General features: G+C 58.3%; 22 protein-coding genes. 12 read left to right on the top strand and 10 right to left on the bottom strand.

Going from position 1 to position 23,005, the window contains the following annotated elements:
• Positions 1-20: 20 nt before the first annotated feature.
• Complete coding sequence (gene cysG / locus A7976_RS09480; RefSeq protein WP_067110684.1) at positions 21-1,412, bottom strand: siroheme synthase CysG; 1,392 nt, start codon at positions 1,410-1,412, stop codon at positions 21-23.
• A 136-nt stretch (positions 1,413-1,548) separates the two neighbouring features.
• Between cysG and miaB the strand changes: the two genes are divergently transcribed.
• From miaB to A7976_RS09505, 5 genes are all read left to right on the top strand, one after another.
• Positions 1,549-2,883, top strand: a complete 1,335-nt coding sequence (gene miaB, locus A7976_RS09485) for a tRNA (N6-isopentenyl adenosine(37)-C2)-methylthiotransferase MiaB (protein ID WP_067110687.1) — start codon at positions 1,549-1,551, stop codon at positions 2,881-2,883.
• Between the two features lie 4 nt (positions 2,884-2,887).
• Positions 2,888-3,838, top strand: a complete 951-nt coding sequence (locus A7976_RS09490) for a PhoH family protein (RefSeq protein WP_067111148.1) — start codon at positions 2,888-2,890, stop codon at positions 3,836-3,838.
• The gene (gene ybeY / locus A7976_RS09495) at positions 3,831-4,313 is read left to right on the top strand and encodes an rRNA maturation RNase YbeY (RefSeq protein WP_067110688.1); all 483 of its coding nucleotides are present in this window, start codon (positions 3,831-3,833) and stop codon (positions 4,311-4,313) included. The genes A7976_RS09490 and ybeY overlap by 8 nt, the downstream gene beginning before the upstream one ends.
• On the top strand, positions 4,303-5,148 hold the full coding sequence (locus tag A7976_RS09500; RefSeq protein ID WP_067110691.1) for an HlyC/CorC family transporter: 846 nt from the start codon (positions 4,303-4,305) through the stop codon (positions 5,146-5,148). Before ybeY ends, A7976_RS09500 begins: the two co-directional genes overlap by 11 nt.
• Positions 5,149-5,237: 89 nt before the next feature.
• Entirely contained in the window at positions 5,238-5,600 is a 363-nt protein-coding gene (locus A7976_RS09505) for a hypothetical protein (protein ID WP_067110693.1), read from the top strand.
• Positions 5,601-5,603: 3 nt separating this feature from the next.
• On the opposite strand, the gene mscL is transcribed toward A7976_RS09505, so the two are convergent.
• Positions 5,604-6,050 (bottom strand): large conductance mechanosensitive channel protein MscL, encoded by a 447-nt coding sequence (gene mscL, locus A7976_RS09510; RefSeq protein ID WP_067110696.1) that lies wholly within the window; start codon positions 6,048-6,050, stop codon positions 5,604-5,606.
• Positions 6,051-6,195: 145 nt separating this feature from the next.
• Here mscL and A7976_RS09515 point away from each other — a divergent pair, with 145 nt between their 5' ends.
• The 7 genes from A7976_RS09515 to A7976_RS09545 are packed head-to-tail and all read left to right on the top strand — an operon-like array spanning position 6,196 to position 13,691.
• A complete protein-coding gene (locus tag A7976_RS09515) occupies positions 6,196-7,047 on the top strand; it encodes a radical SAM protein (protein WP_067110699.1) in 852 nt (283 codons plus the stop codon).
• A 50-nt stretch (positions 7,048-7,097) separates the two neighbouring features.
• Positions 7,098-8,573 carry an apolipoprotein N-acyltransferase gene (gene lnt, locus A7976_RS09520; RefSeq protein WP_067111151.1) on the top strand — a complete coding sequence of 492 codons (1,476 nt, stop codon included), beginning with the start codon at positions 7,098-7,100 and terminating at the stop codon, positions 8,571-8,573.
• 38 nt (positions 8,574-8,611) lie between these two features.
• Positions 8,612-9,529 carry a glycine--tRNA ligase subunit alpha gene (glyQ, locus tag A7976_RS09525; RefSeq protein WP_067110702.1) on the top strand — a complete coding sequence of 306 codons (918 nt, stop codon included), beginning with the start codon at positions 8,612-8,614 and terminating at the stop codon, positions 9,527-9,529.
• A 2-nt stretch (positions 9,530-9,531) separates the two neighbouring features.
• Complete coding sequence (gene glyS / locus A7976_RS09530) at positions 9,532-11,634, top strand: glycine--tRNA ligase subunit beta (protein ID WP_067110705.1); 2,103 nt, start codon at positions 9,532-9,534, stop codon at positions 11,632-11,634.
• Between the two features lie 37 nt (positions 11,635-11,671).
• Positions 11,672-12,229, top strand: coding sequence for a D-glycero-beta-D-manno-heptose 1,7-bisphosphate 7-phosphatase (gene gmhB, locus A7976_RS09535; protein WP_067110708.1), 558 nt, complete (start codon positions 11,672-11,674; stop codon positions 12,227-12,229).
• Between the two features lie 44 nt (positions 12,230-12,273).
• Positions 12,274-12,984 (top strand): 1-acyl-sn-glycerol-3-phosphate acyltransferase, encoded by a 711-nt coding sequence (locus A7976_RS09540; protein WP_067110710.1) that lies wholly within the window; start codon positions 12,274-12,276, stop codon positions 12,982-12,984.
• Positions 12,981-13,691 carry a M48 family metallopeptidase gene (locus A7976_RS09545; RefSeq protein ID WP_067110713.1) on the top strand — a complete coding sequence of 237 codons (711 nt, stop codon included), beginning with the start codon at positions 12,981-12,983 and terminating at the stop codon, positions 13,689-13,691. The genes A7976_RS09540 and A7976_RS09545 overlap by 4 nt, the downstream gene beginning before the upstream one ends.
• A 551-nt stretch (positions 13,692-14,242) precedes the next feature.
• On the opposite strand, the gene A7976_RS09550 is transcribed toward A7976_RS09545, so the two are convergent.
• From A7976_RS09550 to A7976_RS09585, 8 genes are all read right to left on the bottom strand, one after another.
• Positions 14,243-16,660, bottom strand: a complete 2,418-nt coding sequence (locus A7976_RS09550; protein WP_067110716.1) for a heavy metal translocating P-type ATPase — start codon at positions 16,658-16,660, stop codon at positions 14,243-14,245.
• Positions 16,661-16,677: 17 nt separating this feature from the next.
• Complete coding sequence (locus tag A7976_RS09555; RefSeq protein WP_067111155.1) at positions 16,678-17,451, bottom strand: FixH family protein; 774 nt, start codon at positions 17,449-17,451, stop codon at positions 16,678-16,680.
• Between the two features lie 14 nt (positions 17,452-17,465).
• Positions 17,466-18,893 carry a cytochrome c oxidase accessory protein CcoG gene (gene ccoG, locus A7976_RS09560; protein WP_067110718.1) on the bottom strand — a complete coding sequence of 476 codons (1,428 nt, stop codon included), beginning with the start codon at positions 18,891-18,893 and terminating at the stop codon, positions 17,466-17,468.
• Positions 18,894-19,005: 112 nt separating this feature from the next.
• Complete coding sequence (ccoP, locus tag A7976_RS09565; protein ID WP_067110721.1) at positions 19,006-19,938, bottom strand: cytochrome-c oxidase, cbb3-type subunit III; 933 nt, start codon at positions 19,936-19,938, stop codon at positions 19,006-19,008.
• Between the two features lie 2 nt (positions 19,939-19,940).
• Positions 19,941-20,123: a cbb3-type cytochrome c oxidase subunit 3 gene (locus tag A7976_RS09570; RefSeq protein ID WP_067110724.1), complete on the bottom strand. Its 183-nt coding sequence runs from the start codon at positions 20,121-20,123 to the stop codon at positions 19,941-19,943.
• A gap of 12 nt (positions 20,124-20,135) precedes the next feature.
• Entirely contained in the window at positions 20,136-20,888 is a 753-nt protein-coding gene (gene ccoO / locus A7976_RS09575) for a cytochrome-c oxidase, cbb3-type subunit II (protein ID WP_067110726.1), read from the bottom strand.
• 26 nt (positions 20,889-20,914) lie between these two features.
• Positions 20,915-22,348, bottom strand: a complete 1,434-nt coding sequence (gene ccoN / locus A7976_RS09580) for a cytochrome-c oxidase, cbb3-type subunit I (protein ID WP_067110729.1) — start codon at positions 22,346-22,348, stop codon at positions 20,915-20,917.
• 70 nt (positions 22,349-22,418) lie between these two features.
• Entirely contained in the window at positions 22,419-22,997 is a 579-nt protein-coding gene (locus A7976_RS09585) for an SCO family protein (protein WP_067110732.1), read from the bottom strand.
• Between the last annotated feature and the right edge of the window lie 8 nt (positions 22,998-23,005).

Consider the following 23,005-nt stretch of genomic DNA (forward strand, 5'->3'; position numbering starts at 1 on the left):
CGACCGCGAGGGCGGTTACATCAGTCGCCTTCGGGCTCGAACCAGTTCAGCTTGCCGCGCAAGCTGACCACGGTACCGATGATCGTCAGGCAAGGCGCATGCAAGCCGGCCGCCTCAACCTCGTGCGCAAGGCCGGCCAGATCAGACACCACCACACGCTGCTGCGGCAATGTGCCCTGCTGCACCACTGCCGCAGGCGTCGAAGCCGGCAAGCCATGGGCCACCAGCTGGCGGCAAATCTCGGGCAGGCCCACCAGCCCCATGTAGATCACGATGGTCTGGCGAGGCCGCGCCAGTACCGGCCAGTCCAGGTCGACCGTACCGTCGCGCAGATGCCCGGTCGCGAAAACGCAGGACTGGGCATGGTCACGGTGCGTGAGCGGAATGCCGGCATAGCTGGCCACCCCGGACGCAGCGGTAATACCGGGCACGACCTGGAAAGGAATGCCGTTTTCCATCAAGGTTTCGATTTCTTCGCCGCCGCGACCGAAAATGAACGGATCGCCGCCTTTGAGGCGCAGCACGCGCTTTCCCTCTTTTGCCAAACGCACCAGTAGCTGATTGATATCTTCCTGTGGCAGAGTGTGCTGGTCGCGCTGCTTTCCCACATAAATACGTTCGGCATCACGGCGCACCAGCTCCATGACCGGCTGGCTCACCAGCTTGTCATACACGACTACATCGCACTGCTGCATCAAGCGCAATGCCCGAAACGTCAGCAGATCGGGATCACCTGGCCCGCCGCCGACAAGATATACCTCGCCGCGGTGGATTACGTCCGACGCTCCCTCCAGCACGGCGTGCAACTCCTGGCGAGCGGCTTGCTCCTGCCCGGAAAATACACGCTCGGCAATCGGGCCTTGAAATACGCTTTCCCAGAAGATACGGCGTTGCTGGGAAGTCTGAAAACGCGCCTTCACCTTGTCGCGAAATTCGCCCGCCAGTTGCGCCAGCCGGCCATACGATGCCGGGATCAGCGTTTCGAGACGCGCACGCACCAGCCGCGCCAGTACCGGCGCCTTGCCGCCGCTGGAAACCGCGATCACGATCGGTGATCGGTCTACCACCGAAGGAACGACAAAGGTGCAAAGCTCGGGTGCATCGACGACATTCACCGGAATATTGCGGGCCTGCGCTGCGATGGAAACCTGACGATTCACCTCTTCGTCATCGGTCGCGGCAATCACCAGTTGCGCGCCATCCAGCTGCGGCGGCTCAAACCGTGCGGCGACGTGGATGACCTTGCCCTGCGCATGCCAGTCGGACAGCTCCGGACACAGTTCGGGTGACACAACGGTAACGTTAGCGTCTGCCTTGAGCAGCATGCCTATCTTGCGCAATGCCACTTCGCCGCCGCCGATGACCACGCTGGCACGGCCGCGCAAATTCATGAATATAGGTAAATAGTCCATCCATACATTTTACCCTGTCTACCTCAAACCCGCGTTGCCATCCTCGCTTGCGTTAACTATAATGGCGCCTTACTCGACTGTTTTATAGAGACATTTTGCAACTCACCAACCCCTTGCGCAGATCGGCGAACCGGCCATGAGCGCAACCAAAAAAGTATTTATCAAAACCTTCGGCTGCCAGATGAACGAGTACGACTCGTCGCGAATGGCGGACCTGATGCAGGCCACGGAAGGCATGCAGCAAACCGAGAATCCCGAAGAAGCCGACCTCATCCTGATCAACACCTGCTCGGTGCGCGAGAAACCGCAGGAGAAGGTGTTCAGTCAGCTCGGCCACTACCGGCAGTTGAAGCAGAACAATCCCAACCTCGTAATCGGCGTCGGCGGCTGCGTGGCCAGCCAGGAAGGCCAGGCCATCGTCGACCGCGCGCCTTATGTGGACATCGTATTCGGCCCGCAAACCCTGCACCGTTTGCCAGAATTGATCGCCGAAAAGCGCAATTCCGGGCGCTCGCAAGTGGACATCCGCTTTCCGGAAATCGAAAAATTCGACCGCCTGCCGCCGCCGCGCGTCGAAGGCGCCACCGCCTTCCTGTCGATCATGGAAGGCTGCAGTAAGTACTGCACTTTCTGCGTAGTGCCCTACACCCGCGGCGAAGAAGTCTCGCGCCCGTTCGACGACGTGCTGCTTGAAGCCGCGCAACTGGCGCAGCAAGGCGTGAAGGAACTGACCCTGCTGGGACAGAACGTGAACGGTTATCGCGGCACGATGGAGAATGGCGAAATCGCCGATCTCGCGCTTCTGCTCGAATATCTGCATGAAATCCCCGGCATCGAGCGCCTGCGCTACACCACCTCGCACCCGAACGAAATGAGTCCGGCACTGATCGAGGCGTTCGCCAGGCTGCCCAAGCTGGTGTCGCACCTGCACTTGCCGGTTCAAGCCGGTTCCGATCGGATACTGGCAGCCATGAAGCGCAACTACACCGGGCTGCAATACAAATCCATCATCCGCAAATTGCGCGCCGCGCGGCCCGATCTGCACCTGTCGTCGGACTTCATCATCGGCTTCCCCGGCGAAACCGATGCTGACTTCGAAGCGACGATGAAACTGATCGAGGATGTCGGATTCGACTACAGTTTCAGCTTCATCTACAGCCCGCGCCCCGGCACCGGCGCCGCCTATCTGTCTGACGATACGCCGCAGGAAGTGAAACAGGCGCGGCTGGAACGCCTGCAGGCCTTGATCGAAAAAATGGGCTTTGAAAATAGCCAGAAAATGGTCGGCACCATGCAGCGCGTGTTGATCGAAAGCACATCCCGCAAGGATGCAAACCAGCTGGCTGGCCGCACCGACAACAATCGCATCGTCAATTTCGACGGCCCGGCCGAGCTGATCAACAGCTTTGCCACAGTACGTATCACTGAAGCGATGCCGCATAGCTTGCGCGGCGAGCTGGTCAATGGATAGCGCCTTGGAAATCGACTTTACCCCCGAAGACAATCTTCGCCTGGCAAACCTTTGCGGCGTGCTGGACGAAAACCTGAAACAGATCGAAGACGCACTCGAAGTCGGCATTGCCCGGCGCGGTGCGAATTTCAAGCTTTCCGGCGACACGACCAATATTCGCCTGGCTTCGCAACTGCTGCAGGATTTTTACGGTCGAGCCAGAAAACCGATCAGCCTGGAAGACGTCCAGCTCGGCCTGGTGGAAGTTGGCAAGCTCAATCCGGAATCCATTGCGACCGCCGCGATGCCGGTGCTGATGACGCGCCGCTCCGACCTGCATGGCCGCACGCCGCGCCAGATCGAATATCTCCAGCAAATTCAGGAGTTCGACATCACCTTCGGCATCGGCCCGGCCGGCACAGGCAAAACCTACCTCGCCGTTGCCAGCGCCGTGGATGCGCTGACGCGCGACCGCGTGAAACGCATCGTGCTGGTACGCCCCGCGGTGGAAGCCGGCGAGCGGCTGGGCTTTTTGCCCGGCGATCTCGCACAGAAGGTCGACCCCTATCTGCGCCCGCTGTACGACGCGCTTTACGACCTGATGGGCTTCGACACCGTACACAAGATGTTCGAGCGCAACGCGATCGAAGTCGCCCCGCTCGCCTATATGCGCGGCCGCACGCTGAACCAGAGCTTCATTATTCTCGATGAAGCGCAGAACACCACGCCGGAGCAGATGAAGATGTTCCTGACGCGTATCGGTTTCGGCACCAAATCCGTCATTACCGGCGACGTGACGCAGATTGACCTCGCCCGCGGCCAGAAGAGCGGCCTGGTGGAAGCGCAGAAGGTGCTGAAGGACGTGCGCGGCATCGCGATGACCCAATTCCTGTCGGACGACGTGGTGCGCCATCCGCTGGTGCAGAAAATCATCAACGCCTACGAGCGTTATGAGCAGGGCCAGACACATGAGTAGTCCTGCCGCGAAAAAACCCAGGCTCGAATTGGCCGTGCAATATGCAGTAAAGCCCGAAAACGCCCCGACACGCGCCCAATTCAGGAAATGGGCGCTTGCTGGGCTGGAAGAAGACGCCGAAGTCGCGCTGCGCCTGGTCGATGAAGCCGAAGGCCGCGAACTTAACCGCGACTATCGCGGCAAGGATTACGCCACCAACGTGCTTACCTTCCCACTCGCTGATGAGCCGGTACTGATGGGCGATATCGTCCTGTGCCATGCCGTGATCGAAAAAGAGGCGCTGGAGCAAGACAAGCCGCTTGAGGCCCATTACGCGCATCTCACCGTACACGGCGTGCTGCACTTGCAGGGCTATGACCACGAAACCGATGAAGAGGCCTCCGTGATGGAATCTCTTGAAACACAAATCATCACAAAACTGGGCTATGCTGACCCTTATCATATTGAAAAGGAAGCCATAACACATGGCGGATGACAGTAGTAAACACACCTGGCTGGAACGTATTTCGCACCTGCTTCTGCGGGAGCCGGAAGACCGCGAACAACTGGTAGAACTCCTCCATTCTTCTTACGAACGCAACCTGCTCGATGCAGACGCCCTCTCGATGATCGAGGGCGTGCTTCAAGTTTCTGAAATGCAGGTGCGCGACATCATGATCCCGCGCTCGCAGATGGATGTGATCGACATTACCGATCCGCCCGAAAAATTCATCCCTTTCGTCATTGAAACCGCGCACTCGCGCTTTCCCGTGATTGGCGAAAACAAGGACGACATCCTCGGCATCCTGCTCGCCAAGGACTTGCTGCGCTACTACGCAGGCGAAGACTTCGAAGTGCGCGACATGCTGCGCCCGGCGGTGTTCATCCCCGAATCCAAGCGCCTCAATGTGTTGCTCAAGGAATTTCGCGGCAACCGCAACCATATCGCCATCGTCGTCGACGAATACGGCGGCGTGGCCGGCATGGTGACCATTGAAGACGTGCTGGAGCAGATTGTCGGCGATATCGAGGACGAGTACGACTACGACGAAACCGAGGACAATATCTTCCGCGATGCCAGCGGCCGGTTCCGCGTCAAGGCGCTCACCGAAATCACCGATTTCAACGAGGCCCTGGGCGTGGAATTCAGCGATGAGGAGTTTTCGACTATCGGCGGCCTGGTGGTAAGCAAATTCGGTCATTTACCCAAACGCGCGGAGCAGGTGGTTTTCGATGGATTCAGGTTCACCGTACTGCGCGCTGATAGTCGGCGCGTGCATTCGCTGCTGGTCGAACACATCGAGGAAACCCCTGCGGCAGCAGAAGCCTGATATATAACGTTTTCCCCACAGGCCAGAGGGAACTTTCCTGATGCGGAATCCTCCTATCAAGGACATTGCACTCTTTCCGGGAGCAGACCATGAGAGTCCTTACCGCAGCATTTCTCGCCAGCCTGTCCGGCGTAGCCATGGCAGGCGGCGATGAAATTCCCTTGAGTGAACATGAATTCGTTGCGCACATCCAAACCGCCAACAAAGCCCAGATTATCGAGCACCTGGGCGAGCCGGCCCGCGTCGTTGATGTGAAAGATGACGAAACCGGCGAGGTCATGGGTTCCATCTGGCATTACCACTATCTGAACACCGCCGTAAACGGCGATTACTACAAGACAACCGAACTTGATTTCGTGGGGGACCAGGTGGTTACGGTTGTTTTCAGCACGATGGATGACGACGGTTCGGGAGAGCCGACCGCCGTCGATCCTGAGATTATTCAACAGTAATTTTTAAAGCTCTGAAGTACAGTTGGGGCACCGCTTCGCCTTGATCGGGATTGCAGTAAAGCAATAGGGGCAATCCTTGGTTGCAGGCTCGGCCGGTGCCTCTTCTTCTGCAGCTTTGAGTTTGTTCACCGCACGCACCAGCATGAACACCGCAAATGCGACGATGGTAAAACTTACGATGGCATTGATGAACACTCCGTAATTCAGCGTCACCGCCCCCGCCTTCTTAGCCGCATCCAGCGAAGCATAAGGTTCGGGCGTCGCTCCTTCCTTCAGCACCAGAAAGAGGTTGGCAAAATCGACATTGCCAAGCAACAAACCGATGGGCGGCATGATCAAATCATCCACCAGGGATTTGACAATGGCACCAAATGCCGCGCCGATAATGATACCGACCGCCATATCCACCACATTGCCACGCATGGCAAACTTTTTGAACTCCGTGAACATTGAAACCTCCCTCATGTGCCAGAAAAAAATGATAACAATGCAACCCGCGCATAACGCAGAGTTTTGCATCCCTTTCGATTAATATATTCGCTTGATCAGGATTTAAATTACTCCAAATTTTGCGTTTTGCACAAGCGATGCCGTCATGAACACACCCAAGCCGCAACTCGACACCACGGATCACGACCGCGACAGCGCCGGCATGACCTATGTCTATCCGGTTGTCTCGCGGCGCGCGCACGGCATCTCCATCGGCATCAACCTCAATCCGAACAACGCCTGCAACTGGCGCTGCATCTACTGCCAGGTACCCGACCTCACGCGCGGTGCAGCCCCTGAAGTCGACCTGGCGCAGCTTGAGCGCGAATTGCGTCAGATGCTGAACGACGTGCTGAACGGCAGCTTCATGCAGGAACGTGTGCCAGAGGAAAGGCGCCGCCTGAAAGACATCGCGTTCTCCGGCAATGGCGAGCCGACCAGCTCTCACGAATTCGCACAGTCCATCGTCATCGCAGATCGTGTCATGCGCGACCTCGATCTCGCGGGAGAAATCCGCCTGCGCCTGATCACCAACGGCAGTCTGATAGAGAAACCCGGCGTGCTCGACGCCATCGCCCATCTCGGCAAATGCAATGGCGAAGTCTGGTTCAAGGTAGACGCAGCCACACAAGAAGGCATCGCCCGCATCAACGATGTCCGCCTCAACCCGCAAGGAGTGCTCGAACGGCTGCGGCTGTGCGCGCAACAATGCCCGACATGGGTACAGACCTGCATTTTCGCGCTCGACGGCGAGCCGCCGCAAGACCACGAAATCGAAGCCTATCTCGATCTGCTGCGGCAAGCGGCCGATGTCATCGCCGGTGTTCATCTTTACGGCCTGGCGCGCCCATCGATGCAACCCGAAGCACCGCGCTTGTCTCGCCTGACGGAAACCTGGATGAATACGCTCGCAGGCCGCATAAGGCAACTTGGCCTGATCGTAAACGTCAGCCCTTGAACACGCATTTCCGGGATAATGGGGCTATCAAAAACAACACCGCCTTAACCGTGCACAAACTCCTTGCAACACCTTTCCGCCAGCGTCTGGCGGCATTCGGACTGGGTGCGTTGGCCGTGCTGGGCTACGCGCCGTTTTACCTCTACCCCATTCCCATCCTGACGCTGGCCGGGCTGTTCATGCTCTGGCACAAGGCCGAATCTCCCAAGCAGATATTCCAACTCGGCTATTTCTACGGCCTGGGATTGTTTGGCGCCGGCGTTTCATGGATTTACGTCAGCCTGCATGATTTCGGCGGCATGCCGATGCCGGCAGCGGTCTTCGCGACAGCGGCATATTGCGCGTTTCTGGCGCTGTTTCCGGCGACTGCCGGATGGGTGAGCGCACGCTTCGTTCATCTTCGCGCCTATGCCATGCCCTTCGCCTGGGTGTTGATGGAGTGGGTGCTCAACTGGATTTTTACCGGCTTTCCATGGATGACCCTGGGCTATTCGCAAGTGCCCTACAGCCCGCTGGCCGGACTGGCGCCCATTGTTGGGGTGTTCGGAATTTCGCTGGCAGCCGCAGCAAGTGCTGCGATTGTGGCCGGTTTATTGGGCGGAGCTAGCCGGCGGCCGTTGCTGATTGCGCTGTTTTCTTTCTGGGTCGGCGGCAGCGGGCTGAAGCAGATCGCCTGGAGCACGCCCGTCGGTGCGCCTGTCACGGTCAGCCTGCTGCAAGGCAATGTTTCGCAGGACATGAAATGGCAGCCGGAGGAAATCCGCAACACGCTGCGCACTTACCTGAGCCTCGCCCGGCAATACCCTGCGCAACTGGTCGTACTGCCGGAAACCGCATTGCCGCTGCTGTGGCATCAGGTGCCGCAGGACTATCTGCAAGCGCTGGCCGAGCCCGCCAAGGCGTTAGGCGGCGACACGCTCGTTGGCGCGCCAGAGGCAGTTGGCGATGAATATTTCAACAGCATGTTCAGCGTAGGCAACGCGCCCACGCAGAAGTACAGCAAATTCCATCTAGTGCCATTCGGCGAATTCATTCCATTCAAAGCGGCGCTGGGCTGGATTTACAACGATTTGCTGCACATTCCGCTCTCCGATCTTTCGTCCGGCCCCAAATATCAGCAACCGCTTGCCATCGCCGGGCAGAAAGTCGCCGTCAATATCTGCTACGAAGATGTCTTCGGCGAGGAGATCATCCGCCAGCTACCCGCTGCGACGCTGTTGGTCAACGCCAGCAACGATGCGTGGTACGGCCGTTCGCTGGCGGCGCACCAGCATTTGCAGATATCGCAGACGCGCGCGATGGAAACCGCCCGCATGATGCTGCGCGCCACCAATACCGGCGCTACCGCCATCGTCGCACCCAATGGAATGATCGTCGCCGAAGCGCCGCATTTCACCACGACAGCCCTCACCGGCATGGCGCAGGGCTATACCGGCACGACGCCCTACGTGCGATTCGGCAACTGGCCGGCGGTGACGCTGATCGTGCTGGCATTCGGGCTTTTGTGGGGGCGCAAAAAGAAGTAAAATCAAGCCCTTTTGCAAAACAAGAACAGCCACCTCCAATGCTGACTTTCCAACAGATCATACTCACCCTGCAACAATACTGGGACAAGCAAGGCTGCGCCCTGCTGCAACCCTATGACATGGAAGTCGGGGCCGGCACCAGCCACACCGCGACCTTTCTCCGCGCGCTCGGCCCCGAGCCGTGGAAAGCCGCCTACGTGCAGCCCAGCCGCCGCCCCAAGGATGGCCGCTACGGCGAGAATCCGAACCGCTTGCAGCATTACTACCAATTTCAGGTGGTGCTGAAGCCGGCACCGGCCAATATCCTCGAACTCTACCTCGGCTCGCTCGAAGCGCTGGGTTTCGACCTGCGCAAGAACGACATCCGCTTCGTCGAAGACGACTGGGAAAATCCCACGCTGGGCGCATGGGGCCTGGGTTGGGAAGTCTGGCTGAACGGCATGGAAGTCACGCAATTCACCTATTTCCAGCAAGTCGGTGGCATCAACTGCCGTCCGATCACCGGCGAGATCACTTACGGTCTAGAACGTCTGGCGATGTATCTGCAAAGTGTGGACAACGTGTTCGACCTCGATTGGACCGAGGGCCTCAAATACCGCGACGTCTACCACCAGAACGAAGTCGAGCAATCCGCCTACAACTTCGAGCATAGCGATGTCGATTTCCTGCTCGGCGCCTTCGGCAGTCACGAGAAAGAAGCGCAATACCTGATGGAACAGCAACTGGCGCTGCCCGCCTACGAGCAAGTGCTCAAGGCCGCGCACACCTTCAACCTGCTGGATGCCCGCGGCGCGATTTCCGTCACCGAGCGCGCCGCTTACATCGGCCGTATCCGCAACCTGGCACGCAGCGTCGCGCAGGCCTATCTGGAAAGCCGCGCGCGGCTCGGATTCCCGATGGCGCCCAGAAACTGGGCCGATGAAGTACTGGCGCAAATGGACAAGAAAGCCGCATGAGCATGAGTATCCGCAATCTATTGGTCGAATTGTTTGTCGAAGAGCTGCCGCCCAAGGCCCTGAAAAAGCTGGGCGAAGAATTTGCCGCGAAGCTGTTTGAGAGCCTGAAAGCGCAAGGTCTCGCGAGCGATCAATCCGCTGTCACTCCATTCGCCTCTCCCCGTCGCTTGGCGGCCCATGTCACCGACGTCGCAGCACAAGCCGCCGACAAGCCGGTCTCGCAAAAACTGATGCCGGCAAGCGTCGGTCTGGATGCCAACGGCCAGGCAACACCCGCCTTGCTCAAGAAACTGGCTGCGGTAGGCGCCGACGCGGCCGTTGTGTCGCAACTCAAGCGCGAATACGACGGCAAGACCGACGTGCTGTTCCTCGATGTCATCATGCCCGGCGCAAAACTGGCCGACGGCCTGCAAAAAGCGCTGGACGAAGCGCTGGCCAAACTGCCGATTCCTAAGGTGATGACCTATCAGCTGGACGACGGCTGGAGCAATGTCAACTTCGTGCGTCCAGCGCACGGCCTGGTGGCCCTTCACGGCGACGACGTGGTGCCCATCGCCACGCTGGGCCTGGCTTCGAGCAACATGACGCAAGGCCATCGCTTCGAGGCGACGCATCATCCGGTACGCCTGAAGAATGCCGACACCTACGCGACGCAACTGGCCACCGAAGGCGCCGTGATCGCCGGCTTCGATGCGCGCCGCGCTGAAATCGTACGCCAGCTGACCGAAGCCGCCGCGAAGGAAGGGCTCGCCCCCATCGAGGACGACGCGCTGCTGGACGAAGTCACCGCGCTAGTCGAACGCCCCAATGTGCTGCTCGGCCAGTTCGAGGAAGCCTTCCTCGAAGTGCCGCAGGAATGCCTGATCCTGACGATGAAGGCCAACCAGAAATACTTTCCGCTACTGGACGGCAACGGCAAGCTGACCAACAAGTTCCTGATCGTCTCCAACATTCGTCCGGTCGACACCAGCGCGGTGATTGGCGGCAACGAGCGCGTGGTGCGCCCGCGCCTCGCCGACGCCAAGTTCTTCTTCGATCAGGACCGTAAAAAGACGCTGGAGTCGCGCGTCGCCGGGCTGGACAAGGTGGTTTACCACAACAAGCTAGGCACGCAGGGCGAACGCATGGAGCGCGTGCGCAAGATCGCTCGCGCCATCGCCCAGCAGATTGGCGACGACGCGCTGGCGGCTTCCGCCGACCAGGCCGCGCAACTGGCGAAAACCGACTTGCTGACTGACATGGTCGGCGAATTTCCGGAGCTGCAAGGCATCATGGGCGCTTACTACGCCCGTCACGACGGCCTGTCGGAAGACGTCGCCGATGCGATCGAAGACCACTACAAGCCGCGCTTTGCCGGCGATGCATTGCCGCGCAACGCCACCGGTACCGCCGTCGCTCTGGCGGATAAACTGGAAACGCTGGTCGGCCTGTTCGGCATCGGGCAGATTCCCACCGGCGACAAGGATCCGTTTGCCCTGCGCCGCCACGCGCTGGGCGTGATCCGCATCCTGATCGACAAGCAACTGCCGCTGTCGCTGGATACGCTGCTGCAACATGCTGCCGAAGCGTTCGGCGACAAGATCCAGAACCCGACGGCCCAACTTACGGACTTCATCTTCGAACGTCTGGCCGGCAACCTGCGCGAGCAAGGTTACACGCCGCAGGAAGTGGACGCCGTTATCGCCCTCCATCCGCAAGTACTGCAAGACATCGCGCAACGCCTCGAAGCCGTGCGCGCATTCTCCACGCTGCCCGAGGCCGAAAGCCTCGCTGCCGCGAACAAGCGCGTCGGCAATATCCTGAAAAAAGCCGAAGGCACGGTGGAGGCGAAGGTGAACGCCGCATTGCTGAAGGAAACCGCCGAATCTGCACTGCATCAAGCATTGTCGGCAGTCGCACCCCAAGCTGACGCCGCGTTCGAAAAAGGTGACTACACCGCCTCGCTGCAAGCCCTGGCCGCGCTCAAGGCGCCCGTGGACGACTTTTTCGACAATGTGATGGTGAACGCCGACGACCCGACCCTGCGCGCCAATCGCCTGGGCCTGCTGGCGACGCTGCACCAGGCCATGAATCGCGTAGCTGATCTTTCCAGGCTGGCAGCGTAAACTTGAGGCTTATTTTCGCAGGCAAGCGACCCCAGGCATGAAACTCGTCATTCTCGACCGCGACGGCGTCATCAATTACGACAGCCCGCAATTCATCAAGAGCCCGGACGAATGGAAACCCATCCCCGGCAGTCTGGAAGCCATTGCCCAATTGAATCAGGCCGGTTTTCGCGTGGCGTTGGCAACCAACCAGTCCGGCATCAGCCGCGGCCTGTTCGACATGACGACGCTGAACGCTATCCACGACAAGATGCATCGCGCGCTGGGGCAATTCGGCGGCCGCATCGACGCATTGTTCTACTGCCCGCACGCGGCGGACGACAACTGCAACTGCCGCAAACCCAAGCCCGGCATGATGGAAGAAATATCCCGCCGCTTTTCGGAAGACCTGCGCGGCGTGCCCAGCGTGGGCGATTCGTTGCGCGACCTGCAAGCCAGCGTCGCGGTCGGCGCGCAGCCTATCCTGGTGCGCACCGGCAAGGGCGAAAAAACACTCGAAACCGGCAATCTGCCCGAGGGCACCTGGGTCTGCGCCGATCTCGCCGAAGCGGTACAGCGCATCATCTACGAGCGAACTCCGTGGGGCATCAGTTGATTGCTGTCGGGTTTTCTGCCGTTTTATTCCTGTAATCGCCCTTCATGATACGACTGCGTTCGCTGATTTTTAATCTGGGCATGTGGCTGACGATTCCGCCTTTCGCGTTGCTGGCTATCCTGCTGATTCCCCTTCCCGCCGTCACCCGCAGCCGCATTGTCGGCGGCTGGGCGCATTTCATCATGTGGTGGCTGAAATTGACCTGCAGCCTGGAATACCGCGTCATCGGGCGCGAGAACATCCCCGGCCATCCGTGCGTGGTGCTCGCCAAGCATCAATCGGCATGGGAAACCATCGCCTTTCAGACCATCTTTCCGCCGCAAATCTGGGTGCTGAAGCGCGAACTGCTGTGGCTGCCCTTTTTCGGCTGGGCGCTGGCCGCACTCTCCGCCATCGCCATCGACCGCTCCGCCGGCCGCGAAGCACTAAAGCAACTGGTCAGCCAAGGCAAGAAGCGCCTGCAACGCGGCCTGTGGGTCGTGATCTTTCCGGAAGGCACCCGCATCGCACCGGGCGAACGCGGCAAATACCACATCGGCGGCGCATGGCTCGCGACACATACGAACGCCACGGTCGTCCCGGTCGCCCATAACGCTGGCGAGTTCTGGCGCAAAAACAGCCTGCTCAAGCGAGCAGGAATTATCACTGTCAGCATCGGCAAGCCCATCGACGCCACCGGCATGAAAACAGACGAGCTGAACAAAAAAGTCGAAGAATGGATCGAGGCTGAAATGCCCCGACTGAATACCCTGTGAGCGAACGGCAACTCAAACTCGCCAACGGACACAGCATCCCCTATCTCCTCAAAGTCAGCGCCCGCCGCCGCACCATCGGACTGCAGATCGACGAGAAAGGCCTCACGGTTCACATCCCCAAGCGAGTTCCGCAGCACACCGTGGAAAGCCTGCTGCTGGACAAATCCGACTGGATCACCCGCAAACTCGCCAAATGGCAAGACCGCCCGGCCGCCATGGAATGGCAGGATGGCGCAACTCTGCGCTATTTAGGTCAGGAAATTCGACTGTCCCTGCGCCAGGACACAAAGAGCCGCGCCGCAGACTTCGACGGCAGCCGCCTCCACCTTGCCCTGCCCAACCCAAATGACGCCCAAGCTGTGCAACGCAAAGTCGTCCAATGGCTCGCCAGGCAATCTCGCCCGGACTTCACGCGACGCATCGAGCTGCTCGCCGCCAAGCTGGGCGTGCCCACTCCACCCTTGTATCTCTCCAGCGCCAGAACCCGCTGGGGAAGCTGCAATTCACGTGGCGAAATACGTCTGAACTGGCGCCTGATCCAGGCACCGCCGCATATCATCCATTACGTGGTCGCGCATGAACTGGCGCATTTGAAGGAGATGAACCATAGTCCGAAATTCTGGGCTTGGGTGAAGAAGCTGTGCCCGGACTATGAGGCCGCACGGAAGGAGTTAAAAGAGATTTCGGCGGAGTTACATTTGGTTTGACAGAAAACGCTCATAATTACTTGCCCTCATTGAAACGTGAAAGCATTTAACATGAATCGAAATATTACACATTCCCTTGTTCTGATATGTATTTCATTTATCAGCGCGGGTTGTTACAAAAGTGAGCCTGTCACAGCAGATAATGTGCGCCAAGCCATTGCGAATTCTGATGACTTTCAGAAATACGAAGACCGTTTTGTCAGTTCCACACTTTTACTCGTAAATTCTGGGACATGCAATTTAGGTGAGTTACAAGAGCAAGGTGGATGGTATAAATCTGTTATCAACCATAAAAACCAGCCCGTCTACTTCACCTATTGCGGTGGACTTCACAGAGATAACAGGCTTTACCTCAATATTGAATCCGGAAACACTTTTAGGTAAGCCCGAACTCGTGTAAGGCGGATGGGCGCAGTGTTCTGTCATATGGGAACGCCTAACCCTGCCTCCAGCGGATAACGCCTTCTCATCTGCCATACGAAACCGAATGCAGAAAGCCAGAAAATACCAGCTTCCCCCCACTCTAGCCCTTTCCCCGAGAGGGAATAAAATCAGCGTAACCGCAGCGCATTCAGCACCACCACCAGCGAACTCACCGACATCCCCAACGCCGCCAGCCACGGTGAAATGAATCCGGTGGCCGCAAACGGAATTGCCAGCAGGTTATAGCCGAGCGCCCAGCCGAAATTCTGCTTGATGACGCTCATGCCGAAACGGCTTGTCGTCACGGCATGTTCGATTTCCAGCAGATTTTCCGTCAGCAACACGATATCGCCACTGGTGCGCGCCATTTGCGTGCCGCTGCCCATGGCAATCGACACCTGGGCTCCGGCCAGCACTGGCGCGTCGTTGATGCCGTCGCCGACCATCGCGACGATTTCACCGCCCTGTTGCAGTTTTTGCAATGCAGCCAGCTTTTGCTCCGGCCCGAGGTCGGCCTGCCAGTCATCGACACCCAGAACCTGCGCGTGATGGGCAACGGCGTCGGCCGAGTCGCCGCTGAGTATGGACACGCGCAAACCGCGCTGACGCAGTTGCGAGATCATTTCGACGGCCTGCGGGCGCAGTGTGTCGGCAATCACGAAGGCGGCCAGCACTCTCTCGCTATCGCTAAGCCAAACCAGCGTCGCGCCCGGCGGGATGTCATCCGCGTCCAGCCGGCATTGCGTCGAGAGCATGGGGTTCACAGCCGCATTCCCCACCAGATAACGCTGCCCGGCTATCGTCCCGGCAACGCCCTTGCCCGGCAGATTTTCGCTGTCCGTCACCACCGGCAAGGTTCGCCCTTGGGCGGCTTGCAGAAAACTTTGCGCCAACGGGTGTTCCGAGGCTTGCTCCAGGCTTGCCGCCAACAGCAGATACTCTTCAGCGGATTTGCCACCGATGGCGATAGTTTGCAGCAGCACCGGTTTACCCAGGGTCAACGTACCCGTTTTGTCGAATACGAAATGCGTTGCGCGAGCCAGGGTTTCGAGCGCATGGCCGCGCGTGAGCAGCACGCCGCGTTTGACCAGGTGCGATCCGGCGGCGGCAAATGCCGCAGGAGCTGCCAGCGACAAGGCGCAAGGACAACTGATCACGAGCACCGCCAGCATGATTTCGAAAGCGCGCGCAGGATCGATGCGCCACCAGAACCAGCCGACAGTTGCCACCAGCAAAAGAAGGATATAAGTAAACCAGCTTGCCAGACGGTCGGCCATTTGTGCCAGCCGGGGTTTTTGTGCCTGGGCGCGATCCAGCAGCCGGGCGATGCCGGCCAGCACGGTTTGCTCGCCGACGCCGCTGACGCGGATCAGCAGCGGGCTTTCGTAGTTGATGCTGCCGGCATAAACACGGTCGCCGGGCGACTTAGGCAAGGGGCGGCTTTCGCCCGTGAGCAGCGATTCATCGGCGTTGCTCTCACCCTCTTCCACCACGCCGTCTGCAGCTATGGTTTCGCCCGGCTTGGCGAGGATCAGTTCGCCGATGGAGAGTTCGTGCACTGCCACCAACTCATGTTGCTGATCGGCGCCGACGCGTGTCGCCATGGCCGGCACCAGGCGCAGCAGGTTTTCGGCGGCTTCGACGGATTTCTCGCGCGCGTTGCGCTCCAGAAAGCGCGCGCCAAGCAGAAAGAAAACCAGCATGGTGATGGTGTCGTAATACACCACACCTTCGCCCGCCATCGTCGCCCAGACGCTGCCGAAGAATCCCGCCAGCACACCCAGCGTAATTGGGGTATCCATGTTGACCTGGCGATGCATGAGCGCCCGCCACGCCGATTGATAGAATGGCCACGCCGAGTACAGGATGGCGGGGACTGTGAGCAGCAGGCTGAACCAGCGGAGCAGCTCGCGGGTAGCGAGTTCCATGCCCTGTACGTCGCCTGCGTAGAGCGCGACCGCGAGCATCATCACCTGTCCCGAGGAAATCCCGGCCACCGCCAGCCGCCGAATATCGCCCTTGCGCCTTTCCTGACGGCGCTCTTCCTGCTGCTGTGCATTGAAGGGATGGGCCTGGTATCCCAGCTTGCGGATTTCGGCGAGGATGGCGGAAAGCTTGACCTGCGATTCGTCCCAGCTGATGCGGGCGCGGTGGGAGGCGTAGTTGACACTCACTTCGTGCACGCCTGGAATCTGCTTCAGATGACGCTCGTTCAACCAGATGCAGGCGGCGCAGGTAATGCCTTCGAGAATCAGCGAAGCCTGCTTGAGATGCTCGCCCGTTTCAAGAACAAAGCTTTTCTGCACTTCGGGATGATCGTACAGGTCGAGCTTGCGCAGCTCTTCCGGAACCAGTTCCTCGACGCTTTGCGGCATCTCTGTGCGGTAACGGTAATAATCCTCCAGACCGTTTTCGACAATGGATTCGGCCACGGCCTGACAGCCGTGGCAGCAAAGCTCGCGCGTCTCGGCAAGGATGACGGCATGAAACGGGCTGGCCTCGGGAACAGGCAGGCCGCAGTGGTAACAGGCGGTGTCCGCGCTCATTCTATATGCCAGGCCGCTCAGGATGGATCGTTAACCAGCAGCGACTTCTTGGTGTGATAGACGTCCTTGCCGCGCTCGATATGGATTTCCACTACCCAGCGTCCAGCGTCGGACAGCATGGCTTCGCCCTGATAGATACCTGCGCCAGCCGGTTGCAAGCGCATCGTGCGGTCATCCTTGCTGTTCGCCATGCGCCAGAAGCCGAGCATCACGCGGTCGGCGGCTATCGGTTGGCCCTGGGCGTCGCGCAAGGTCAGCTTCAGCGTTTGGCGGACCCCGCCTTTCAGGTCATCCAGGCCTTCCATTTCAACTTGCCATCCAAGATGGCGTTGCTGCTCGATTTGCTGCTGGTGAGGCTCATAGAGCTTATTGCGGTCATGCGGAATCACGCCCGGAAAGACGGTATGCACTTGCTGCTGATCCTCGCTGGGCAGGATCAGACTTGTCACCCAGTCTGGCAGACCATGCGTGGCAACGGAGAGCAGGGCCGCATTCAGGATCGCCAGCATGATGAAAAAGGCGATGATGAGCTTGGGCGCCCAATGCATTTTTTCTTTTTTCTTCCAGGTGATGCTGAACACTCCCAATACGGCCGCAGTCGCCATGAATACCACCAGATGAATGGCGAGCACATCGCCGTCTTGCGGATGGCTGACGCCGTACCCGAGATAGCCAAGAAAAGGCAATAATCCTGCGAGAATGGCGCTCCAGTAGCTGGAAAGATTCAATTTTCTTCCGATGATGAAAATGAACACTACAGCCAGCAAGCCACCAAACAAGGTTTGGGTCATCGACATCTGCATGGTTACTTGCCCTCCCCGCCAATGAATCCGACCTTGCGCACAATCGGTTCCTTCGGAGCGGAATTGGGCGTCACCATGAACTCGAACTCGTGCGTATGCTCAGCCGTCTCTTCCGGCAAATCCACCTTGGCATTGAGCAGCAGATCCTTGCCGGCGCGGACACGTATCGTCGTCACCGCGCCCAGATCCAGTGCGCTGGCCGGGATGCCACGCACCTCGACCTTGTAGGTTTCTTCGAGCTCGGTCTTGTTAACGATATGCACCTGATAACGGTTACGCACGCTTCCGTCCGCGAGCTTGACGAAGAGCGGCTGGCGTATCTTTTCCACGCGCACCTCGGCATCGCTGCGTGTGCCGATGTTGTACGTGAGCGCACCGATCATGAGTAACAGTGCCACGGCGTAACCGAGCACTTTCAAGCGCTTCCACTCCAGGTGAGGCCTGGTGGGCGTTTCGCTCTTCAGATTCCGTTCGGAATCGTAGCGGATCAGGCCACGCGGGAAGCCAACCGAATCCATGATGTTGTTGCAGGCATCGATACACAGGCCGCAGGAAATACATTGATATTGCAGGCCGTTGCGGATATCGATGCCGGTCGGGCAGACTTGCACGCAGAAGCCACAGTCGATGCAGTCGCCATGCCCCTTGGCCTGGCGCTCTTCGCGGGCGCGCAAACCTTCTTTCGGCAGCGCACGTCCGGCGGTACCTTCACCACGGCGGGTATCGTAGCTGACGGCCAGCGTATCCTGCTCATACATCACGCTCTGGAAGCGGGAGTAAGGACAGATGTAATTGCAGATTTGCTCGCGTGCAATGCCGCCCGCGACATAGGTGGTGATGGTCAGCGTAATGACGGTGATATAGGCAGCATCGGCCGCCTGGCCGGTAAAGAAATCATGCAGCAACTGCGGAGCGTAGGCGAAATAGGCGGCAAAAGTGATGCCGGTCCAGAACGAAACCAGGAGCATGAAGAAGTGCGACGAACCGACCTTGAGGATTTTCTCAACATTCCATGGCTGTTTGTATAAACGCATGCGTGCCGGGCGCTCGCCCTGGATCATGTGTTCGATCAGCATGAACATATCGGTCCACAGCGTCTGGAAGCAGAAATAGCCGCACCACGCACGGCCAACCAGGCCGGTCACGAAAAACAGCAGCGTCGCCGCGATGAACAGCAGCATCGACAGCCAGAAAATGTCCTGTGGATACACCACGAGGTCGAAGATATAAAAACGTTTGGACATCAGATCGAACAGAATGGCCTGATCGGCCGAACTGGCGCGATTCCACTGCACCCACGGCAACGCAAAAAATACCGTATAGGCCAGCACGAGGATACCCGTCTTGAAGCTACGGAATTTTCCCTCTACCGAACGAACAAAAATCGGGATGCGCTTCTGGTAAAGATGGACTTCTGATTCTGTTGCCATTGAGTTACCTATATTTGCTAACCGGGTATTCCGAATCACAAAAGAGAAAGGCCCACGTATGCAACGCGAGCCCTTCGTAAATGTTACCTACGGCGTTTGTATCAACGTCTTGCTACTTGCCGCCGCCCAGGCTGTCGTGGACATAGACCGTCAACAGCTTGATCTGTTCCGGCTTCAGGCGGCCGCCCCAAGCGGGCATCACACCGCGAGACAGGCCGCCGGTGATCACCTTCTTGACCTCTTCCACCTTGCCGGCTGCGTCTTGCTGTGCCGGCACATTCGCCCACAGCCAGATCTTGTCGGTCAGGTTGGCGGAGCCCATGTCCTGATTACCCTTCGCGTCAGGCCCGTGGCAGACGAAACATCCCACGCCCGGGTTCTTGAACAGCTCGGCACCGGCCGCAGCAGCAGCGGTATCGACCTTTTCGCCGGAGAGGCTCAGCACGTAGTTTGCCAACTGCGTGATTTGCTCTTCCTTCAGCATATCCTTGAATGGAGGCATGAAGCCCGTACGGCCGCCAGTCAGGGTCTGATGGATCTTTTCGTAAGTACCACCGAAGATCCAGCTGTCGTCCGTCAGGTTGGGTGAGAAGGTGACCTTGCCCTGGCCGCCCGACATATGGCACGGCGCGCAATTGTCGGAGAACAGCGTCTTGCCTGCGGAATTGACGAACTGCATCAGTTCCGCGTCCTTGGCAACATCTTCATACGGCGTGGCTGCCACTTTGTCGAACCACTGCTTCTGCCTTGCTTCGGCTTCGTTGGTTTCAGCCATCAGCTTGGAGCGCATGTTCCAGTGCGTTTCCTTCTGCACTTCCTTGCCGTCCACGGTCCTGGCGGTGTACTTGATCGTGTTCACCCCTTCGACGCCCTTGGTGTAGGACTTGCCGATTGGCCAGGCCGGATACATGATCCAGTAGATTACCGAAAAGATGACAGTGAGATAGAACGTCCACAGCCACCATCTCGGCAACGGATTGGTCAGTTCCTGCAGATCGTCGTCCCAGACGTGACCCGTAGTATTTTTAGTCGTTTGTTGCCCCATGATTAATTTCCCTTCACATCCTGATGTTCGTCGAGGAACGGCATGTTCTTGTAGCTCTCGAGCCTGGCTCCGCGCTGCCTGCTACCGAAAACGTAGAACAGGACTGCACAGAAGACAGTGAAGAAAATCACCAATGCGAGAGGCTTGGTGTTCTCGAACTGCGTAAACCACATCAACCATTCCATAGTCTGCTTCTCCTAGCGGAATTTGGCGAAATAGTCGTCGTCGAACTGCTTGAAGTCGACCATCGTGCCCAGGACCTGCAAGTAGGCAACCAGAGCATCCATCTCGGTAACATCGCTCTTGTTGTTATCGAAATTGCCCGTACCGGCCTGCTTGATCAGATTTTCTTCTCCCTTTTCGATACGCAGCGTGTTGGCGACATCTTCACCGAAGGTGTCGACATTGCGCTTGTACTCGGCCTCATTGCTGGAGTAGGGAACACCTACCATGCGCAGAGCAGACATACGCTGCGTGACGTTGGAGTAGTCCAGCCTGTTTTCCAGCAGCCATGGGTAGTTAGGCATCACGGACTCGGGCACCATGGAACGCGGAGCGTTCAAATGCTGCACATGCCAGTCGTTCGAATACTTGCCGCCCACGCGCGCCAGGTCGGGGCCGGTACGCTTGGAACCCCATTGGAACGGATGGTCGTACTTGGACTCCGCAGCCAGTGAGTAATGCCCGTAACGCAGGGCTTCGTCGCGGAACGGACGAATCATCTGCGAGTGGCAGGTATAGCAGCCTTCGCGGACATAGATGTCGCGACCAAGCTGCTCGAGCGGCGTGTAAGGACGAACCATGTCCTTGCCGTCGGCAGTCTTGACGACTTCCACCGTATCCTTGATGAAGAACAGCGGAATGATTTCAACCAGGCCACCGGCGCTGATCGCCAGCATGGTCAACACCACCATCAGGCCGATATTACGTTCAATTTTGTCATGTTTCATGTTAGCTCCAACCTCTCTCTATCCGGTTATGCCGCAGCCGTAGCGATGCTTGCAGCGACATTGGCATTTCCCTTGCGGATGGTCCTGAACATGTTGTAGCACATGATCACCATGCCGGTCAGGAAGAAGGCTCCGCCGAGCGCGCGCATCACATAGAAGGGGAACATCGCGGCCACGGTTTCGACAAACGAGTACTGCAGGTTGCCGAAGTCGTCGAAGGCGCGCCACATCAGACCCTGCATGATGCCGGAGATCCACATCGCGACGATGTACAGCAGGATGCCGATGGTCGCCAGCCAGAAATGGACGTTGATAAGCTTGGGATTATGAATCTGCGTATTCCACAGACGGGGCACCAGGTGGTACATCGCGCCGAAGGTGATCATTGCCACCCAGCCCAGCGCGCCGGAGTGCACGTGACCCACCGTCCAGTCGGTATAGTGCGACAGCGCGTTCACGTCCTTGAGGGACATCATCGGACCTTCGAAAGTCGACATGCCGTAGAAGGATAGCGAAACGATCAGGAAGCGCATGATCGGGTCGGTGCGCAGTTTTTCCCATGCGCCGGACAGTGTCATGATGCCGTTGATCATGCCGCCCCAGGAAGGCAGCAGCAGCATGATGGAGAACGTTGCGGCCAGAGTCGAAGTCCAGTCCGGAATCGCGGTCCAATGCAGATGGTGCGAACCTGCCCACATGTACAGAAAGATCAGTGCCCAGAAGTGAATGATGGACAGACGATAGGAGTAGACCGGCCGGCCGGCTTGCTTGGGCACGAAGTAGTACATCATGCCGAGGAAAGCTGCGGTGAGGAAGAAGCCCACGGCGTTGTGACCGTACCACCATTGCGTCATGGCATCCTGCGCGCCGGAGAACAGGCTGTAGGAACCTGTAAGGCTGTACGGGATGGCCAGGTTATTGAAAATATGCAGCAGTGCGGTTGCCAGGATGAAGGCAAGATAGAACCAGTTGGCCACATAGATATGCGGCTGTTTGCGCTTCATGATGGTGCCGATGAAAACGGCAGCATAGGCGACCCAGACCACAGCGATCAGGACGTCCACAGGCCAGGCCATTTCGGCATATTCGCGGCCCTGGCTGTAACCCATGACATGGCCGAGTGCGGCCAGGACGATAATCGCCTGCCAGCCCCAGAAAGTAAAATTGGCCAAGCCATCGCCAAACAGGCGAGCCTGACAGGTGCGCTGCACTACATAGTACGAGGTGGCGAAAAGAGCGCTACCGCCGAAGCCGAAAATCACGGCGCCGGTGTGTACCGGACGCAGTCGACCAAATGTGATATACGGAGTATCCAAATTCAAAAACGGAAATGCCAGTTCGGAAGCGATATACACCCCGACCAGCATGCCGACCGCACCCCAGACCAGCGTCATGATGGTGAACTTGCGAACAATATCGTAGTTATATTGCTCGTTCGTCACGACATTCGTCGTAGCCATTAACTCTCTCCTCATTAATACAAAACTTCAACCCGAAAACCGCTCTTTAACGCTTCCAACCCAACACCGTTTACATCAACTGCTTTAAATCGCTGGCAATGTCCTGCGGTTTTTGCCCGTGATTCATGAACAACCTCAGCGCACCTTTTTTATCGAACACATAGATGCCGGCGCTATGATCTATGGTGTAACCGCCCTTCCCACCCGAAGCCTGCTTCTTGTAAAACAGCTTGAAATCCTTCGCCACCCGCTCTGTCGTGGCCAGATCTCCGTAGAGACCGATAAAACTTTCGTCAAACGAAGGCACGTATTGCGCCAGCACCTCCCGCGTGTCCCGCTCGGGGTCCAGCGTCACAAACAGCACCTGCACCTCGGAACGCTTGCCTTGAAGCAGCTTCAACGCCTTGGACAAATCATCCATCGTGGTCGGGCAAACATCCGGGCAATGGGTATACCCGAAAAACAGCGCCACCACCTTGCCCCTGAAGTCCGCCAGCGTCCGGGGAGCGCCATGGTGGTCCGTGAGGGCCAGTGCGTTGCCGAATTCCGCTCCGCTGATGTCAGTCCCGACAAACCTTGGCGCTTCGGCCGCCTGCCGATTGCAAGCGACCAGGCACAGGCACAGCAATAACCACAACCAGCTTCGCATGTTCACGC

The organism is Methylobacillus sp. MM3 (genome assembly GCF_001645185.1).
Classification (GTDB): domain Bacteria; phylum Pseudomonadota; class Gammaproteobacteria; order Burkholderiales; family Methylophilaceae; genus MM2.

Coding starts and splice junctions, on each gene's coding strand:
- cysG (WP_067110684.1), bottom strand. CDS start 1,412: ATGGACTATTTACCTATATTCATGAATTTGCGCGGCCGTGCCAGCGTG.
- miaB (WP_067110687.1), top strand. CDS start 1,549: ATGAGCGCAACCAAAAAAGTATTTATCAAAACCTTCGGCTGCCAGATG.
- ybeY (WP_067110688.1), top strand. CDS start 3,831: ATGAGTAGTCCTGCCGCGAAAAAACCCAGGCTCGAATTGGCCGTGCAA.
- A7976_RS09500 (WP_067110691.1), top strand. CDS start 4,303: ATGGCGGATGACAGTAGTAAACACACCTGGCTGGAACGTATTTCGCAC.
- A7976_RS09505 (WP_067110693.1), top strand. CDS start 5,238: ATGAGAGTCCTTACCGCAGCATTTCTCGCCAGCCTGTCCGGCGTAGCC.
- mscL (WP_067110696.1), bottom strand. CDS start 6,050: ATGTTCACGGAGTTCAAAAAGTTTGCCATGCGTGGCAATGTGGTGGAT.
- A7976_RS09515 (WP_067110699.1), top strand. CDS start 6,196: ATGAACACACCCAAGCCGCAACTCGACACCACGGATCACGACCGCGAC.
- glyQ (WP_067110702.1), top strand. CDS start 8,612: ATGCTGACTTTCCAACAGATCATACTCACCCTGCAACAATACTGGGAC.
- glyS (WP_067110705.1), top strand. CDS start 9,532: ATGAGTATCCGCAATCTATTGGTCGAATTGTTTGTCGAAGAGCTGCCG.
- gmhB (WP_067110708.1), top strand. CDS start 11,672: ATGAAACTCGTCATTCTCGACCGCGACGGCGTCATCAATTACGACAGC.
- A7976_RS09540 (WP_067110710.1), top strand. CDS start 12,274: ATGATACGACTGCGTTCGCTGATTTTTAATCTGGGCATGTGGCTGACG.
- A7976_RS09550 (WP_067110716.1), bottom strand. CDS start 16,660: ATGAGCGCGGACACCGCCTGTTACCACTGCGGCCTGCCTGTTCCCGAG.
- A7976_RS09555 (WP_067111155.1), bottom strand. CDS start 17,451: ATGACCCAAACCTTGTTTGGTGGCTTGCTGGCTGTAGTGTTCATTTTC.
- ccoG (WP_067110718.1), bottom strand. CDS start 18,893: ATGGCAACAGAATCAGAAGTCCATCTTTACCAGAAGCGCATCCCGATT.
- ccoP (WP_067110721.1), bottom strand. CDS start 19,938: ATGGGGCAACAAACGACTAAAAATACTACGGGTCACGTCTGGGACGAC.
- A7976_RS09570 (WP_067110724.1), bottom strand. CDS start 20,123: ATGGAATGGTTGATGTGGTTTACGCAGTTCGAGAACACCAAGCCTCTC.
- ccoO (WP_067110726.1), bottom strand. CDS start 20,888: ATGAAACATGACAAAATTGAACGTAATATCGGCCTGATGGTGGTGTTG.
- ccoN (WP_067110729.1), bottom strand. CDS start 22,348: ATGGCTACGACGAATGTCGTGACGAACGAGCAATATAACTACGATATT.
- A7976_RS09585 (WP_067110732.1), bottom strand. CDS start 22,997: ATGCGAAGCTGGTTGTGGTTATTGCTGTGCCTGTGCCTGGTCGCTTGC.